The 17,358-nt window shown below is 63.5% G+C and carries 14 protein-coding genes and 3 rRNA genes; 2 read left to right on the top strand and 15 right to left on the bottom strand.

Annotated features, from left to right (window positions below; translation table 11 throughout):
- Positions 1-22: 22 nt before the first annotated feature.
- Positions 23-1,201, bottom strand: a complete 1,179-nt coding sequence (locus ACYQ5L_RS06885) for an acetyl-CoA C-acetyltransferase (RefSeq protein WP_459956355.1) — start codon at positions 1,199-1,201, stop codon at positions 23-25.
- A 115-nt stretch (positions 1,202-1,316) separates the two neighbouring features.
- Here ACYQ5L_RS06885 and mce point away from each other — a divergent pair, with 115 nt between their 5' ends.
- Together mce and ACYQ5L_RS06875 are read left to right on the top strand one after the other, a co-directional pair.
- Complete coding sequence (gene mce, locus ACYQ5L_RS06880) at positions 1,317-1,787, top strand: methylmalonyl-CoA epimerase (protein ID WP_459956353.1); 471 nt, start codon at positions 1,317-1,319, stop codon at positions 1,785-1,787.
- An 86-nt stretch (positions 1,788-1,873) separates the two neighbouring features.
- Entirely contained in the window at positions 1,874-2,851 is a 978-nt protein-coding gene (locus tag ACYQ5L_RS06875; protein WP_379202016.1) for a coiled-coil domain-containing protein, read from the top strand.
- Positions 2,852-2,992: 141 nt separating this feature from the next.
- On the opposite strand, the gene ACYQ5L_RS06870 is transcribed toward ACYQ5L_RS06875, so the two are convergent.
- From ACYQ5L_RS06870 to ACYQ5L_RS06805, 14 genes are all read right to left on the bottom strand, one after another.
- The gene (locus ACYQ5L_RS06870; protein WP_459956351.1) at positions 2,993-3,301 is read right to left on the bottom strand and encodes an ATP/GTP-binding protein; all 309 of its coding nucleotides are present in this window, start codon (positions 3,299-3,301) and stop codon (positions 2,993-2,995) included.
- Between the two features lie 12 nt (positions 3,302-3,313).
- Complete coding sequence (gene nucS / locus ACYQ5L_RS06865) at positions 3,314-3,991, bottom strand: endonuclease NucS (RefSeq protein ID WP_379202012.1); 678 nt, start codon at positions 3,989-3,991, stop codon at positions 3,314-3,316.
- 17 nt (positions 3,992-4,008) lie between these two features.
- Entirely contained in the window at positions 4,009-4,704 is a 696-nt protein-coding gene (locus tag ACYQ5L_RS06860; protein WP_459956349.1) for a hypothetical protein, read from the bottom strand.
- Positions 4,705-4,803: 99 nt separating this feature from the next.
- A 5S ribosomal RNA gene (gene rrf / locus ACYQ5L_RS06855) occupies positions 4,804-4,920 on the bottom strand.
- A gap of 163 nt (positions 4,921-5,083) precedes the next feature.
- Positions 5,084-8,192, bottom strand: a 23S ribosomal RNA gene (locus tag ACYQ5L_RS06850).
- A gap of 319 nt (positions 8,193-8,511) precedes the next feature.
- Positions 8,512-10,028 (bottom strand): 16S ribosomal RNA (locus ACYQ5L_RS06845).
- Together the 16S, 23S and 5S rRNA genes form the textbook arrangement of a ribosomal RNA operon.
- Positions 10,029-10,509: 481 nt before the next feature.
- Positions 10,510-11,772, bottom strand: coding sequence for a UDP-N-acetylglucosamine 1-carboxyvinyltransferase (gene murA / locus ACYQ5L_RS06840; RefSeq protein ID WP_379200306.1), 1,263 nt, complete (start codon positions 11,770-11,772; stop codon positions 10,510-10,512).
- Positions 11,773-11,782: 10 nt separating this feature from the next.
- Positions 11,783-12,376, bottom strand: coding sequence for a cob(I)yrinic acid a,c-diamide adenosyltransferase (locus ACYQ5L_RS06835; protein ID WP_459956347.1), 594 nt, complete (start codon positions 12,374-12,376; stop codon positions 11,783-11,785).
- Positions 12,377-12,405: 29 nt separating this feature from the next.
- On the bottom strand, positions 12,406-12,828 hold the full coding sequence (locus tag ACYQ5L_RS06830; protein WP_379200328.1) for a DUF2550 domain-containing protein: 423 nt from the start codon (positions 12,826-12,828) through the stop codon (positions 12,406-12,408).
- 187 nt (positions 12,829-13,015) lie between these two features.
- Positions 13,016-13,702 (bottom strand): MspA family porin, encoded by a 687-nt coding sequence (locus ACYQ5L_RS06825; RefSeq protein ID WP_459956345.1) that lies wholly within the window; start codon positions 13,700-13,702, stop codon positions 13,016-13,018.
- 30 nt (positions 13,703-13,732) lie between these two features.
- Entirely contained in the window at positions 13,733-14,377 is a 645-nt protein-coding gene (locus ACYQ5L_RS06820) for an MspA family porin (RefSeq protein ID WP_459956344.1), read from the bottom strand.
- Between the two features lie 164 nt (positions 14,378-14,541).
- Positions 14,542-14,919 (bottom strand): F0F1 ATP synthase subunit epsilon, encoded by a 378-nt coding sequence (locus ACYQ5L_RS06815; RefSeq protein ID WP_459956342.1) that lies wholly within the window; start codon positions 14,917-14,919, stop codon positions 14,542-14,544.
- 6 nt (positions 14,920-14,925) lie between these two features.
- Positions 14,926-16,368: a F0F1 ATP synthase subunit beta gene (gene atpD, locus ACYQ5L_RS06810; protein WP_459956341.1), complete on the bottom strand. Its 1,443-nt coding sequence runs from the start codon at positions 16,366-16,368 to the stop codon at positions 14,926-14,928.
- 18 nt (positions 16,369-16,386) lie between these two features.
- Positions 16,387-17,358, bottom strand: coding sequence for a F0F1 ATP synthase subunit gamma (locus ACYQ5L_RS06805; RefSeq protein WP_459956339.1), 972 nt, complete (start codon positions 17,356-17,358; stop codon positions 16,387-16,389).

The following is a 17,358-nucleotide window of genomic DNA, read 5'->3' as shown; positions in this document are numbered from 1 at the left end:
CCCTCATTCCTTCTTTCGCGTCCTAGACGCGGATGATGAGGGCGTCGCCCTGGCCGCCGCCACCGCAGAGGGCGGCCGCGCCCACGCCGCCGCCGCGGCGCTTCAGCTCGAGGGCGAGGTGCAGGACGATGCGGGCGCCGGACATGCCGAGGGGGTGGCCGACGGCGATGGCGCCGCCGTTGACGTTGACCTTGGCGGGGTCGATGCCGAGCTTGCGGGTAGAGGCGACGCCGACGGCGGCGAAGGCCTCGTTGATCTCGACGACGTCCAGGTCGGCGGGCGAGATGCCTTCGCGGGCACAGGCTTTCAGGATGGCGTTGGCGGGCTGGTCCTGCAGGGTGGAGTCCGGGCCGGCGACGACGCCCGCGGCGCCGATCTCGGCGATCCAGGACAGGCCCAACTCTTCGGCCTTGGCCTTGGACATGACGACCACCGCGGCCGCGCCGTCGGAGATCTGCGAGGCCGAGCCGGCGGTGATGGTGCCGTCCTTGCGGAAGGACGGGCGCAGCTTGCTCAGCGATTCGACGGTGGTGTCGCCGCGGATGCCCTCGTCGCTGGCGAACATGACCGGATCGCCCTTGCGCTGCGGGATGGCCACCGGCACGACCTCGTCGTCGAAGATGCCGTTCTTCCACGCGGCCGCGGCCTTCTGGTGCGAGGCGGCGGCGAAGGCGTCCTGATCCTCGCGGGAGACCGGCTCGACGTCGTTCTTCTGCTCGGTGAGCAGGCCCATGGCCTGATCGGTGAACACGTCGTGCAGCCCGTCGTAGGCCATGTGGTCGAGCATCTTCACATCGCCGTACTTGAAGCCCTCGCGGGACTTCTCCAGCAGATGCGGAGCATTGGTCATGGATTCCTGGCCGCCGGCGACGACGATCTCGTACTCACCGGCGCGAATCAGCTGATCCGCCAGGGCAATTGCATTGATACCGGACAAACACACCTTGTTGACGGTGAGCGCCGGGACGTCCATGGCAATGCCCGCGGCCACGGCGGCCTGCCGGGCCGGCATCTGACCCGCGCCCGCGGTGAGCACCTGGCCCATGATCACGTAGTCGACCTGGTCCGGCCGCACGCCGCCCTTCTCCAGGGCCGCCTTGATGGCGATGCCGCCCAGGTCCGACCCGCTGAAACCCTTCAGCGATCCGAGCAGTCGGCCCATCGGGGTGCGCGCGCCGGAGACGATGACGGTGGTGGTCACGATGAGCCCTCGCTTACGTCGTGTATGTCTGGCTCCGCCAACCATCGGAGCCCTACTCAAAGGTAACGGGAGCGCCGAAAGGCCTGCTATGTGGGTACGCGCTACCGTTCGAAGGGTGAGCACCACCGAGAACACCGAATTCATCCCCGCGGAATACGTCACGGCCGTCGATCACGTCGGCATCGCCGTTCCCGATCTCGATTCCGCCATCGCCTGGTACCGAGACAATCTCGGGATGGTGGAGACACATCGCGAGATCAACGAAGCACAGGGCGTTCACGAGGCCATGCTGTCGTTTGCGGCCGCTCCCGAGGGCTCAGTTGCCCTGCAGTTGCTCGCACCGCTGAACGCGGACTCCACGATCGCCAAGTTCATTGATCGAAACGGCCCTGGCCTGCAGCAGCTGGCCTATCGGGTCACCGATGTCGAGGCCGTCGCCACGTTTCTGCGTGAACGGGGCTTGCGTTTGCTGTACGACGCCCCGCGGCCCGGAACCGCGGGTTCCCGCATCAATTTCATCCATCCCAAGGATGCTGGCGGTGTGCTGGTCGAACTGGTGGAGCCAGCCGCGAAATCTACTCACTAGTACCGGAATCGGACACCCTAAAGAGGCTGTAACAACATTCGCGGTCGGGTCACCATCAGTGGTCGCCAGGCTGTAGTTTGTGGGGCATGTCGTCCACTGAGCCCGATCGTAATCGCTTCGTTGCTCTGCCCTTTACCGTCGTGCGGAAGGGGTATGACCGTGATGAGGTGCGTAACTACTTCGACCGTTTTGATGCCGAGCTAAGGGTCACCGCGACCGATCGCGATGCCGCCGCTGCGCAGGCCCGCAATTTGGCCGCCCAGCTCGAGGACGCGCGCGACGAGATCGATGAGCTCCGCAAGGAGGTCGACCGCCTCTCGGTGCCGCCGACCACGGCCGAGGGCATGTCCGACCGCATCTCCCGCATGCTGCGCCTGGCCTCCGACGAGGCCTCCGAGGTGCGCGCGCAGGCCCAGGCCGAGGCCGCCGAGATGATCTCCATCGCGGAGCAGCAGGCCACCGAGATGCGCGGCAAGTACGAGTCGCTCCTCTCCGAGACCAAGGAGAAGCGGGAAGCGCTCGAGATCGAATTCGAGCAGACCCTCTCCAATGCCCGCTCCGAGTCGGCCAAGATCATCGACGCCGCCAATGCCGAGGCCGACCGCCTCACCAAGGAGTCCGAGGCCAAGCGCAAGGCCGCCCAGCAGGACTTCGAGGTCACCATGGCCGAGCGGCGCACCAAGCTGACCCGCGCCATGGAGGAGCTGGAGGCCACCAGCCGTGCCGAGGCCGCCCAGCGCATCAAGGACGCCACCGACGAGGCCAACCGCCTCATCACCTCCGCCACTCAGACCGCCGATCGCAAGATCGCGCACGCCAAGGAGCTGGCCGAGGAAATGCGCGTGCTGCGCGGCCGCGTCCTGGCCCAGCTGCTCGGCATCCGCGGCCAGCTCGATTCCGTCCCCGCCATGCTGGCGGCGGTCAACCGCGAGAGCGAACTGCTCGACGGCGCTCCGGAACAGCGCTCGCTCGGCGGCAAGACCGGCGGTCGGAAGGCTATCTCGGATGCTCGGGACGAGGACATCGTCGAGGACGAGCGCGAGAACGCCGACATCTCCAGCTAGCAAACCGACCGGGCGACAACCCACTCCACCTCGAAGGCCGCTCCCCACCCGGGAGCGGCCTTCCTTATGTCCTGGGCCCGAATCGTGTCCGTGGTCCGAATCGCCCACGGCACAGGACAATCCGGACCAGTCAGGCAGCGTTCAGGACCAGCGGCGGGTAATGCCGCGGGTATGGCGGCCCTTCCAGCAGCCGGTGTGCCAGTGCCTGCGGTCGTCCTCGCCGCCGTAGGCGGGCCAGGCGACGATATGCGCTACGCCGGGCGGAATTTCGTGATCGCAGCCCGGGCAGCGGTAGGTCTTGGTGGCGCGGGTACCGGGGACGGTGCGGACTATATAGGTCTCGTCGGTGCCGGGCCCGGATTCGGTGCGGCCGAAAACGTCGCCCAGTGGGCGCGGATCACGGTGTGACCGGGCCTGGGATCGGTGCGAGTGCGGCTTCCGGCGGGGCATGGGATCCGGGGCCTAGAAGAGACGGAATTCGTCGCTCTCGGTGCCGCGGAGGGCGTTGTAGTCGAGAGTGAGGCAGCGGATACCGCGGTCGGTGGCGAGGGTCTTCGCCTGCGGCTTGATCTGCTGGGCGGCGAACACGCCGGTGACCGGGGCCAGTAGGGGGTCGCGGTTGAGCAGCTCCAGGTAGCGGGTCAGCTGTTCGACGCCGTCGATCTCACCGCGACGCTTGATCTCCACCGCGACCGTCGCGCCGTCGGCGTCCCGGCAGAGAATGTCCACCGGGCCGATGGCGGTCATGTATTCGCGGCGAATGAGTGTGTAACCCGCGCCGAGGGTTTCGATGTGCTCGGCCAGCAACTCCTGCAGGTGCGCCTCCACGCCGTCCTTCTGCAGGCCCGGGTCCACGCCTAGGTCGTGCGAGGAATCGTGCTCGATCTCCTCGAGGGTGATCCGCAGTTCCTCGCCGGCCTTATTGGTGACGACCCAGAGCTTGGCGGCCGCCGTCTCGGAGTCGCGCTCCTCCAGCCAGCACGGCGGGCTCATCCAGTTGAGCGGCTTGTAGGAGCCGCCGTCGGAATGCACCAGCACCGAGCCGTCGGCCTTCATCATGAGAAGGCGACGCGCCATCGGCAGATGAGCGGTGAGTCGGCCGACGTAGTCCACTTGGCAACGAGCAATCACGAGGCGCACCGGTCGAGTCTAGAGGCTCAGGACTCGGGCGCTTCGCGCAGGAGGCGGGCGAAAGCGCGTAGACCGGCAATGATTTCCTGCCGATCGGTGACGCGGTCGACGGTGGACTCGAAATGCGCCTTCATGGCGACGATGCGCTGATCGTGCCGAGCGACCACCTCGCGCAGGTTTCGTAGCTCCTCCCGGTCCTTCTTGTGCTCGTCCTCGAGCTCATCGAGCCGTCGCCGAAGTTCGCGCACATCCTCGGGCGGATAGGCGACCTCGTGCGAGACGGTCGCGATCCGGGCGCGCAGATACGCGAAATACGCCGCCGCAGGCCGCAACACCATGCTGCCGAGGAAGAACCCGGCCACGTAGTACCCGACCGTGTATCCCGACAGCACCGCCACGACCGCCGCGACGATCGCCGACAGCACGTGTGCGGCGATAGCGATGATCAAGGTTCGCTTGCTCAGGGCCGTGATCTCGGTGGTGTGCTCTGGATGGACCGAAATCTGCCGTCGCCGTGCGGCTTCGGCGCGATGGCCGGCCTGCCGGGCGGCGAAGTACACATTCCACGGCACCGTGATGACGACGACGAGCCAGAAGAACGCGATGAACCCGAGACCCGCGCCGATCACCGTCTCGGTGTCGACCTCGGCCCACATCGCAAGGGCGGCAACCACGATGATCAACGCGGCGAACGCCCAGAACAACCCCCAGTACTTCTTCATGGAAGTGAGCTTCGCCGAATCTGCTGCCGCGCAACAGCGTATGAATACGCAGATACGCGAAAGGCCCCCAGCTGATGCTGGGGGCCTTTGCGAATGATGTTCCGGCGGTGTCCTACTCTCCCACACCCTGTCGAGTGCAGTACCATCGGCGCAGGTGGCCTTAGCTTCCGGGTTCGGAATGGGACCGGGCGTTTCCCCACCGCTATAGCCGCCGTAACTCTATGAAACTGTCACACTTCGTGTGCCAAGAGGATATTTCGAGGGGCTTCCCCTCGAACACCCCTTAAGGGGGTCCGGGGGCGAAGCCCCCGGGTATCCATCCCACACAACGAAGTTGTGTGTTGTTTCAGATACCGCACAGTGGACGCGTAGCTTCTTTGTTGGTAAGTCCTCGGCCTATTAGTACCGGTCACCTGCATCTGTTACCAGACTTCCAGTTCCGGCCTATCAACCCAATGGTCTGTTGGGGGCCTTACCCCCTCGAGGGGGTGAGAAACCTCATCTTGGAACAGGCTTCCCGCTTAGATGCTTTCAGCGGTTATCCCTTCCGAACGTGGCCAACCAGCCGTGCCCCTGGCGGGACAACTGGCACACCAGAGGTTCGTCCGTCCCGGTCCTCTCGTACTAGGGACAGCCTTCCTCAAGTTTCTGACGCGCGCGGCGGATAGAGACCGAACTGTCTCACGACGTTCTAAACCCAGCTCGCGTGCCGCTTTAATGGGCGAACAGCCCAACCCTTGGGACCTACTCCAGCCCCAGGATGCGACGAGCCGACATCGAGGTGCCAAACCATCCCGTCGATATGGACTCTTGGGGAAGATCAGCCTGTTATCCCCGGGGTACCTTTTATCCGTTGAGCGACACCGCTTCCACTTGCCGGTGCCGGATCACTAGTCCCGACTTTCGTCCCTGCTCGACCTGTCGGTCTCACAGTCAAGCTCCCTTGTGCACTTGCACTCGACACCTGATTGCCAACCAGGCTGAGGGAACCTTTGGGCGCCTCCGTTACATTTTGGGAGGCAACCGCCCCAGTTAAACTACCCACCAGGCACTGTCCCTGAACCCGATCAGGGTCCGAGGTTAGAGGTCCAATACGATCAGAGTGGTATTTCAACGACGACTCCCACCACACTGGCGTGTGGCTTTCACAGTCTCCCACCTATCCTACACAAACCGTACCGAACACCAATACCAAGCTATAGTGAAGGTCCCGGGGTCTTTTCGTCCTGCCGCGCGTAACGAGCATCTTTACTCGTAATGCAATTTCGCCGAGTCTGTGGTTGAGACAGCAGAGAAGTCGTTACGCCATTCGTGCAGGTCGGAACTTACCCGACAAGGAATTTCGCTACCTTAGGATGGTTATAGTTACCACCGCCGTTTACCGGGGCTTAAATTCTCAGCTTCGCGCCGAAGCGCTAACCGGTCCTCTTAACCTTCCGGCACCGGGCAGGCGTCAGTCCGTATACATCGTCTTACGACTTCGCACGGACCTGTGTTTTTAGTAAACAGTCGCTTCTCTCTGGTCTCTGCGACCCAACCCAGCTCCAGGAGCAAGTCCTATCACCAGATCGGGTCCCCCTTCTCCCGAAGTTACGGGGGCATTTTGCCGAGTTCCTTAACCACAGTTATCTCGATCGCCTTAGTATTCTCTACCTGACCACCTGTGTCGGTTTGGGGTACGGGCCGTGTACCAACTCACTAGAGGCTTTTCTCGGCAGCATAGGATCACTGAATTCGCCTCAATCGGCTACGCATCACGTCTCAGGCCATGTGTCGTGCGGATTTGCCTACACGACGCCCTACACGCTTACACCAGGTATTCCATCACCTGGCCCAGCTACCTTCCTGCGTCACCCCATCGCTTACCTACTACACCCAGGGTCTCGTGCAGCCGCTTTGAGCCTCCCGAAGGAGGTCTCGCCACATTTGGACGATTAGCACAGATGATTCGATATTTGGCGCGGGTACACGGGTACGGGAATATCAACCCGTTGTCCATCGGCTACGCCTGTCGGCCTCGTCTTAGGTCCCGACTCACCCTGGGCGGATTAACCTGGCCCAGGAACCCTTGGTCATTCGGCGGACGAGTTTCTCACTCGTCTTTCGCTACTCATGCCTGCATTCTCACTCGCATGGCCTCCACGGCTGGATCACTCCGCCGCTTCCCTGGCCATACGACGCTCCCCTACCCATCCGCACTCCTGGCCCGAAGGCAAGATAATGTGCGAATGCCGCGGCTTCGGCGGTGTACTTGAGCCCCGCTACATTGTCGGCGCAGGATCACTTGACCAGTGAGCTATTACGCACTCTTTCAAGGGTGGCTGCTTCTAAGCCAACCTCCTGGTTGTCTTCGCGACCCCACATCCTTTTCCACTTAGTACACGCTTAGGGGCCTTAGCCGGCGATCTGGGCTGTTTCCCTCTCGACTACGAAGCTTATCCCCCGCAGTCTCACTGCCACGCTCTCACACACCGGCATTCGGAGTTTGGCTGACTTCGGTAAGCTTGTGGGCCCCCTAGGCCATCCAGTAGCTCTACCTCCGGCGTGAAACACGTGACGCTGCACCTAAATGCATTTCGGGGAGAACCAGCTATCACGGAGTTTGATTGGCCTTTCACCCCTACCCACAGCTCATCCCCTCAGTTTTCAACCTAAGTGGGTTCGGGCCTCCACGACGTCTTACCGTCGCTTCACCCTGGCCATGGGTAGATCACTCCGCTTCGGGTCCATAGTGTGCGACTCACTCGCCCTATTCGGACTCGCTTTCGCTACGGCTCCCCCACACGGGTTAACCTCGCCACACACCGATGACTCGCAGGCTCATTCTTCAAAAGGCACGCCATCACCCCACCCGAAGGAGGGCTCTGACGGATTGTAAGCGCACGGTTTCAGGTACTATTTCACTCCCCTCCCGGGGTACTTTTCACCTTTCCCTCACGGTACTAGTCCGCTATCGGTCACCAGGTAGTATTCAGGCTTATCGGGTGGTCCCGACAGATTCACAGCAGATTTCACGGGCCCGCTGCTACTCGGGTGCCTACTACGAAAGAGAACACGTTTTCGTCTACCGGACTCTCACCGTCTACGGTTGGCCGTCCCAGACCAATTCGACTAACGCGATCTTTTCTGACTTTCGCTCACTGCGGCAGCAATGAGAAAGTAGGTCCCACAACCCCAAGAACGCAACGCCTGCCGGCTATCACACGCTCCTGGTTTAGCCTCTTCCGCTTTCGCTCGCCACTACTCACGGAATCACTGTTGTTTTCTCTTCCTGTGGGTACTGAGATGTTTCACTTCCCCACGTTCCCTCCACACGCCCTATATATTCAGGCGCGGGTAACACGACATCACTCGTGCTGGGTTTCCCCATTCGGACATCCTCGGATCTCAGCTCGGTTGACAGCTCCCCGAGGCTTATCGCAGCCTCCTACGTCCTTCATCGGCTCCTGGTGCCAAGGCATCCACCGTACGCTCTTACACACTTACTAACAAAGATGCTCGCGTCCACTGTGCAGTTCTCAAACAACACACAAGACCCTCTCACTACTGCGGCACCAGCCCGAGAAAACTCGGCGGTATGACTCGCGGATTGAGTCTCGTCGTTTTTTGCCTGGAAAGAACGTCTGTTCTTTCAGGACCCAACAGTGTGTCGATATATCCTCGCGAGCCGGCCGTGTGACCGTCTCGGATGCGAGGAGGTTGTCAGCGTTCCACCCATGAGCTCCGCAGTTCCACATTCGGGAACATAAGCGGCTCTGGCACTCTCGCAGCTGACTGTTCAGCGCGAGCAGTGCAGATGCTCCTTAGAAAGGAGGTGATCCAGCCGCACCTTCCGGTACGGCTACCTTGTTACGACTTCGTCCCAATCGCCGATCCCACCTTCGACGGCTCCCTCCCAGAGGGTTAGGCCACCGGCTTCGGGTGTTACCGACTTTCATGACGTGACGGGCGGTGTGTACAAGGCCCGGGAACGTATTCACCGCAGCGTTGCTGATCTGCGATTACTAGCGACTCCAACTTCACGGGGTCGAGTTGCAGACCCCGATCCGAACTGAGACCGGCTTTAAGGGATTCGCTCCACCTCACGGTATCGCAGCCCTCTGTACCGGCCATTGTAGCATGTGTGAAGCCCTGGACATAAGGGGCATGATGACTTGACGTCGTCCCCACCTTCCTCCGAGTTGACCCCGGCAGTCTCTCACGAGTCCCCGCCATGACGCGCTGGCAACATAAGATAAGGGTTGCGCTCGTTGCGGGACTTAACCCAACATCTCACGACACGAGCTGACGACAGCCATGCACCACCTGTACACCGACCACAAGGGGGGCCGTATCTCTACGGCTTTCCGGTGTATGTCAAACCCAGGTAAGGTTCTTCGCGTTGCATCGAATTAATCCACATGCTCCGCCGCTTGTGCGGGCCCCCGTCAATTCCTTTGAGTTTTAGCCTTGCGGCCGTACTCCCCAGGCGGGGCGCTTAATGCGTTAGCTACGGCACGGATCCCGTGGAAGGAAACCCACACCTAGCGCCCACCGTTTACGGCGTGGACTACCAGGGTATCTAATCCTGTTCGCTACCCACGCTTTCGCTTCTCAGCGTCAGTTACTGCCCAGAGACCCGCCTTCGCCACCGGTGTTCCTCCTGATATCTGCGCATTTCACCGCTACACCAGGAATTCCAGTCTCCCCTGCAGTACTCTAGTCCGCCCGTATCGACCGCAAGCTCGCAGTTGAGCTGCAAGTTTTCACGATCGACGCGACGAACCGCCTACAAGCTCTTTACGCCCAGTAATTCCGGACAACGCTCGCACCCTACGTATTACCGCGGCTGCTGGCACGTAGTTGGCCGGTGCTTCTTCTACAGGTACCGTCACTTGCGCTTCGTCCCTGTCGAAAGAGGTTTACAACCCGAAGGCCGTCATCCCTCACGCGGCGTCGCTGCATCAGGCTTTCGCCCATTGTGCAATATTCCCCACTGCTGCCTCCCGTAGGAGTCTGGGCCGTGTCTCAGTCCCAGTGTGGCCGGTCGCCCTCTCAGGCCGGCTACCCGTCGTCGCCTTGGTAGGCCGTTACCCCACCAACAAGCTGATAGGCCGCGGGCCCATCTCGCACCGATAAATCTTTCCACCACACACCATGCAGTGCGTGGTCATATCCGGTATTAGACCCAGTTTCCCAGGCTTATCCCAGAGTACGAGGCAGATCACCCACGTGTTACTCACCCGTTCGCCGCTCGTGTACCCCGAAGGGCCTTACCGCTCGACTTGCATGTGTTAAGCACGCCGCCAGCGTTCGTCCTGAGCCAGGATCAAACTCTCCGTTGAAGACTCTCAATCGATCCCGAAGGACCAATCAGAAAAATCACGTGAGTCCGAAAACCCAGCAAGATAACGCCAGCCGGAAATTAGCTGACTAAATGTCCGACCCTCACACGGGGGGCAAGAGCCGGAACCAAATTAAATATTTGGCACTGACATTCATCGACACACTATTGAGTTCTCAAAGAACACACGCACAAGCCATCCACCGGGATTTTGTCCCGTTAGATCGGCTGGGCAACTTCTCAAGCTTAGCTCGCCGGTCGCAGCAGAACCAAATCGGCTGTTCGAGGGGAGCTAGTGTGATCATCAGGCGCTCCTCGTACAACCTCGTTTCCCTGTGCCCCGCTTCGCCTTTCGGCTCGGCGTCTCGGCCCCGGGTCGGTGTCCGTGTCGCTCTGACCTGGAATAAGTTACGTGTTGGTTGTTCGCATGTCAAATCGCCTGTTCAGAGCGGTTTTTCGCGAACCCTCCCCGACACCTGCCGTTAATCGGCGGTCCCGACCCGCTCGATCTCGGCGCCGAGCGACCGCAGGTTCTCCACGAAATCCGGGTAACCCCGGTCGATGTGGAAGACGTCGTGCACTTCGGTCACCCCGTCGGCCACCAGGCCCGCGAGCACCAGGCCCGCGCCGGCGCGAATGTCGGAGGACCAGACCGGCGCACTGGACAGGCGCGGAATACCGCGCACCACAGCGTGATGCCCATCGGTGCGGGCGTCCGCGCCCAGCCGGATCATCTCCTCGACGAAGCGGAAGCGCGCCTCGAAGATGTTCTCGGTGATCATCGAGGTGCCGTCGGCGATGGCGGCCAGGCCGATGGCCATCGGCTGCAGGTCGGTCGGGAATCCCGGGAACGGCAGGGTGGAGAAGTTGACCGCACGCGGGCGGTCCGACTGCACCACCCGGAAACCATCCGGTTCGAACGAGATTCGCGCCCCCGCGGAGCGCAGCTTGTCCAGCACCAGCGACAGATGCTTGGGATTGATGCCCGTCACCCGCACGTCACCCTGCGTCATGGCGGCGGCGATACCCCAGGTGGCGGCGACGATGCGATCGCCGATCACGCGGTGGGTGGTGGGCGAGAGCTTGTCGACGCCCTCGATGGTGAGCACCGAGGTACCGGCGCCGGAGACCTTCGCGCCCATCTGCACCAGCATGTTGCAGAGATCCACGATCTCCGGCTCGCGCGCGGCATTGTCGATGATGGTCTCGCCGTCGGCGAGCACCGCGGCCATGAGGATGTTCTCGGTGGCGCCCACCGACGGGAAGTCCAGCCGGATGCGCGCGCCCTGCAGCTCCTCGGCCCGGGCCACCAGGCAGCCGTGCTCGATTTCGCTGGTCGCGCCGAGCAGCCGCAGACCCTGCTGATGCATATCGAGCGGCCGCGAACCGATGGCGTCGCCACCCGGTAGCGCGACCACCGCGCGCTTGCACCGCGCCATGAGGGGTCCGAGCACGCACACCGAGGCGCGGAACTGGGTGACCGCCGGGAAGTCGGCGTGATACTTCGGTTCCGTCGGCGTCACGATGGTGACCGTGCCGCCGTCGATGCCGACATCGCAGCCGAGGCCGCGCAGCACGTCTGCCATCAGCGGCACATCGAGGATGTCCGGGCAGTTCGTGATCGTCGTCGTGCCCTCGGCCAGCAGCGCGGCGGCCATCAGCTTGAGGACGCTGTTCTTCGCGCCGCCCACCGCGACCTCACCGACGAGCCTGCTGCCCCCGGTCACCAGAAACCGTTCACTCACGATGGTCAGCCTAATGGGCCTCTCCCGTGCTCGTGGCCTCTCCGCCCGGCCGCCAGAGGATGTCGCCGTCCGGGTTGGCCACCCGGCTCAGGATGAACAGCAGGTCGGACAGCCGGTTCAGGTATTTCGCCGGCAGCACGCTGGTGTCGTCCGGATGCGCGTCGACCGCGGCCCAGGCCGAGCGCTCGGCGCGCCGCGCCACGGTGCGGGCGGTGTGCAGCAGGGCCGCCAGCGGTGTGCCGCCGGGCAGGATGAACGAATTCAACGGCGCCAGAGGCTCATTGAACTCGTCGCACCACTTCTCGAGCCGGTCGATATAGGGCTGGGTGACGCGCAGCGGCGGGTATTTCGGATCCGCCACGACCGGGGTCGAGAGGTCCGCGCCGGCGTCGAAGAGGTCGTTCTGCACCGCGCGCAGCACGCCGAGCATTCGCTCGTCGGGCTGCCCCAGCGCAATGGCCACCCCGAGTGCGGCATTGGTTTCGTCACAGTCCGCGTACGCGATGAGCCGCGGGTCGGTCTTGGCCACCCGCGAGAAGTCGCTCAGCCCGGTGGTTCCGTCATCGCCGGTCCGGGTGTAGATCCGCGTCAAGTGCACACTCACGCGATCACCGTAACCCCAGGAGTGGTTCGTCAGTGGCTGGGTCGGCGGCGAATTCGCTCGGAAGGCCGCGACTCCACCCAGGACAGGAAGGCCGCCAGCGCACCGCGGTCGAGTGCCAGCTCATAGCTGCCATTGCCGTCGGTGAGCGTGATGATGAGTTCGTCGGTCATGATGTCGTACTCGTCGTCCTGCGGGGAACGGCGATTGCTCACCTCTATACCCAGGCGGCGCATGGTCGAATCCGGACCGAGCTTCAAGCTGGAGAGCTTGTAGAAGACGAGCGAATCCTCGTCGTAGCGAATGAGGCCGTGCCGCCAGCCCCCGCCGTGCCCGCGCGCCGGCAGCGTGCGCAGCAGTGCGGCGGTGCCGCCGCGGCGCAGCATGATCAGGCGATAGGTGGAGGCCAGAGCCAAGGCGACAAGCAGCAGCACCAGAATGATCAGAAGCACCATCCCGGTCTGCAATGCCGCTCCGTTCTTTCCCAACTCTCGGGACTCTCAGGGGGCTTCGACCCCCCGAACCCCCGAACGGGAGGGGCGGTACCCCGCGCTTAGTGGTCGATACTAGCGACCGTTGAAACGCGGAGTCCGGCCATCCACCGAATGTGATGCACACGGCTCGCAGAAAGACTGCGGGCTCTCAACCCATACTGAACGGTTGACCCCAAAGGGCCACGTCACCGATCTGGGTCTCGGTGCCCACCGAGGCGATCACGAACGACCGGGCCTGCGCATAGCCGCCGCAGCCGTGCACCTCGAAGGTCTCGTCGAACCACTCCACGCTCGCATGCGGGCCGGGCACCTTGTTGCGCCGATAGTGGTGCTCGTTGCCGTAGTCGTCGGGCTGTTCGATATCGAGCATCAGACGGCCGAGCGCCTGGCCCGGGGACAGCGTGATGCCGGTGCCGAAGGACTGCCCCAGCACCGGCAGCGTGCTCGGATCCCAGTCCCCGGTCTGCGTGCCCGTGCCCGAATCGGTGAAGGCGCCGATCTCCACCTGGCAGCCGACGACATACCCGGGCGAGATCTTGATGGTGCTGGAGTCCGCGCTCGGCCCCGACACATCCACGACCGCCCGGCCGCTCACCCAGACATTGCGGTGCACGGGCGTCGACCCCATGGAGGGGTTGATCTTCGCCGACTCCTCCTCGATCCGCACCGTCACCACGGTTCCGTCCACCAGCGTGCGGGTGATGTGCCCGCCGGGTAGCGGAATGAAGGTGTCCGCGCTCGCGGCGCCCGCGGAAGTCAGGCTCAGCACCGCGGCCGCGGCCAGCGCCACGCCCAGCGACCTCGCCATCCGAGTCTGCTTCGTCACACGGAACATGTTCGCTCCCTTCGCATCTCGAGTAGCGCGTCAGCCGATGCTGAACGGCTGTCCGTACAGGGTGACCTTCTTGTAGTCATTGCCGATGATCTCGACCACCGCGAATTGCCGGGCCTGCGCGTATCCCCCGCAGCCCTGGATCTCCATTGGAACGTCCTGGTACTGAATGTGATACGTGCCGCTCTTGGGCATATCGATATTGTCGATGGCGATGAAGGACACCTGCCCGGCGCTGAGGGGGAAGCTGAACCCCACGCTCAGGGATGGGCTCGTGGTGATCGCCAGCCCATTGCTGGCATTCAATGACCCGACCGATACCTGGCAGCCGACGATATAGCCGACCGTCAGTCCCGATGCGCCGTGCGTGGAGGAACCATTGGTGCCCGGGAAATTCTGTGCGCCATTGTTCGGGCCCACCGTGCCGTCCGGGGTTTCCACCTCGGCGCTGACATTCCCGGTCAGCCACGAGGTGCGGCCCGCGCCGTTGGCGGCCAGTGACGGCGAAATGATCGCGCGCTCACCGACACTCCTGATTTTCACCCCCGGCCGCTCGATGTACCCGTCGGGCAGCGGCACCCAGGCGTCCGCCGACGCCGCCCCCGGTGAGAAGAATCCGATGCCCACTGCGACGGCCAGCGCGATGACCGTCCGCTTTCCGATTCGAAACTCGCTCATCTACCCCTCGCTTGGAAGCGCTGCAATAGCCGAGATTTCGCTGAATGGTCCAGATCACATCCGTGGACCGGCAATCGAATCTAACCACACTCCCCCGAAATGCAAAGAGAGCGACGGCCCCAGGAATTTCCTGGAGCCGCCGCTCAATTGCTCGAACTACTCGATCAGGCTTCGGCGGCCTTCTCGAGCGCGCGCACCTGGCCCTGAGCCTTGGTCAGCGCGGCCGGGCTCGCATTCTCGTCGGCGAGCACGGCGCGGGCGGCCGCCTCGTCGATATCGCCTGCGAAATCAGCGGATTCGGCCAGCACCCGCACCGAAGTGCCGGTGACCGAGAAGAACCCGCCGTGCACGGCCGCCACGATGCGCTCGTCGCTGTCGGACACGATGGTCACCGTGCCGGCCTCGACCAGCTGACCGAGCAGCGGTTCGTGGCCGGCCAGGATGCCGATCTCACCCTCCGTGGTCTGGGCGGAGACGAATTTCGCCCGGCCCGACCACAGCAGCCGCTCGACGGCGACCAGATCAACTGACATATCCGCCATGGTGGACTACTTCCCGGCGATCTTCTTCGCGGCCGCCTCGACGTCGTCCAGGCCACCGCAGGAGTTGAACGCCTGCTCGGGCAGGTGATCGAACTCGCCCTTGCAGACGCGATCGAAGTCGTCGATGGTCTGCTCCAGCGGCACAACCGAACCCGGCTGACCGGTGAACTTCTCGGCCACGATGAAGTTCTGGCCGAGGAACTTCTCCAGGCGACGGGCGCGGCCGACGAGGACCTTGTCCTCTTCGGAGAGCTCGTCCATACCGAGGATGGCGATGATGTCCTGCAGCTCCTTGTACTTCTGCAGGATCCGCTTGACCTCGTTGGCGACCCGGAAGTGCCGCTCGCCGACGATCGAGGCCTCGAGGATTCGCGAGGTCGAGGTCAGCGGGTCGACGGCCGGGTAGATGCCCTTCTGCGAGATCGGGCGGGAGAGCTCGGTCGTCGCATCGAGGTGGGCGAAGGTGGTGGCCGGCGCCGGGTCGGTGTAGTCGTCGGCGGGCACGTAGATCGCCTGCATCGAGGTGATCGAGCGACCACGGGTCGAGGTGATGCGCTCCTGCAGCTGACCCATCTCGTCCGCCAGCGTCGGCTGGTAACCCACGGCGGAAGGCATGCGGCCCAGCAGGGTCGACACCTCGGAGCCCGCCTGGGTGAAGCGGAAGATGTTGTCGATGAACAGCAGCACGTCCTGGTTCTGCACATCGCGGAAGTACTCGGCCATGGTGAGGGCCGAGAGGGCGACGCGCATACGGGTCCCCGGCGGCTCGTCCATCTGGCCGAAGACGAGGGCGGTGTCCTGGAGGACGCCCATCTCTTCCATTTCCAGGTGCAGGTCGGTGCCCTCACGGGTGCGCTCACCGACGCCCGCGAACACGGACGTACCGGAGAACTCACGCGCGATACGGGTGATCATCTCCTGGATCAGAACGGTCTTGCCGACGCCGGCGCCACCGAACAGACCGATCTTGCCACCCTTCACGTACGGGGTGAGCAGGTCGATGACCTTGACGCCCGTCTCCAGGATCTCGGTCTTGCCCTCGAGCTGGTCGAAGGCGGGCGGCTGGCGGTGGATGCCCCACTGCTCGCCGTCGCGGCCCAGGCCCGGGGTGTCCAGGCAGTCGCCCAGGGCGTTGAACACGTGGCCCTTGACGACGTCACCGACGGGCACCGAGATCGGCTTGCCGGTGTCGCGCACCTCGACGCCACGCACCAGACCGTCGGTCGGCTGCATGGAGATGGTGCGAACGATGTTGTCGCCCAGGTGCTGCGCAACCTCGAGGGTCAGGGTCTTCGCGACGGACGGGAGCGCGATGTCCACGTTCAGCGCGTTGTAAAGCTCAGGGATCGAACCGCGCGGGAACTCGACGTCCACGACGGGTCCGATGACGCGGGAGACGCGGCCTGTGCCGGCGCCAACCCGGGTTTCGTTAGTGACAGCTGCGGTCATTGCTTCTCTTCCTACGGCTTAGTCGCGGTCCGAGCTCGACGCCAGCGCGTTGGCGCCGCCGACGATTTCCGTGATTTCCTGCGTGATTCCGGCCTGGCGCAACGAGTTCGCGGTACGGGTCAGTGAATTCACCAGCTCCGTAGCGTTATCGGTGGCCGCCTTCATAGCGGTGCGGCGCGCAGCCGACTCCGATGCCGCCGCGTCCAGCAGCGACGAGTAGATGCGGGTGTTGATGTACTTCGGCAGCAACGCGCCGAGCAACTTGTCCGCATCCGGCTCGAACTCGTACTGGGCGTGGATGTCAGCGGTCTCCGAGTCGGAGAAGCTGTCCGGTCCCATGTCGTAGTTCTCGTCCACGTAGCTGACCTGGATGGGGGCCAGCCGGCGGACCTCCGGCACCTGCGACAGCATCGACACGAAACGCGTGTAGACGATGTGCAGTTCATCGACACCGGCCATGGTGCCCGCCCCGTCGGGGGTGGGAACCTCGCCGTCGGCGCCCGCCATGAACGCCTCGACCAGGTGGTTGCACGCAGCGGACGCGTCCGCGTAGTGGGGTGACTGGGAGAAACCGACCCACGATCCGTTCAGCTCACGCTTGCGGAAGGTGTAGTAGGTCAGGCCCTTCGAGCCCATCACGTACAGCACCGGCTCTTTGCCCTCGGAACGCAGCGTGGTGACCAGTTCCTCGGCGCGCTTGAGCACGTTCGAGTTGTAGCCGCCGCACATACCGCGATCGGAGGTGATGACCAGGATCGCCGCCCGCCGCGGGTTCGCCCGCTCGGTGAGCAGCGGATGGGTGAGATTGCCGCTGGCGTTCGCCAGTTCGACGAGCACCTTGGTGATCTCTTCCGCGTACGGCTTGGCCGCCGCGACCCGGGCCTGCGCCTTGCTGATTCGCGAGGTCGCGATCAGCTCTTGCGCTTTGGTGATCTTCTTGATCGAGCTCACGGAACGAATTCGGGAGCGCAGTTCGCGCACGCTTGCCAT

Source organism: Nocardia sp. IFM 10818 (genome assembly GCF_054655275.1).
Note: the sequence above shows the minus strand (reverse complement) of the source record. Positions and strands in the feature narration are given on the sequence as shown.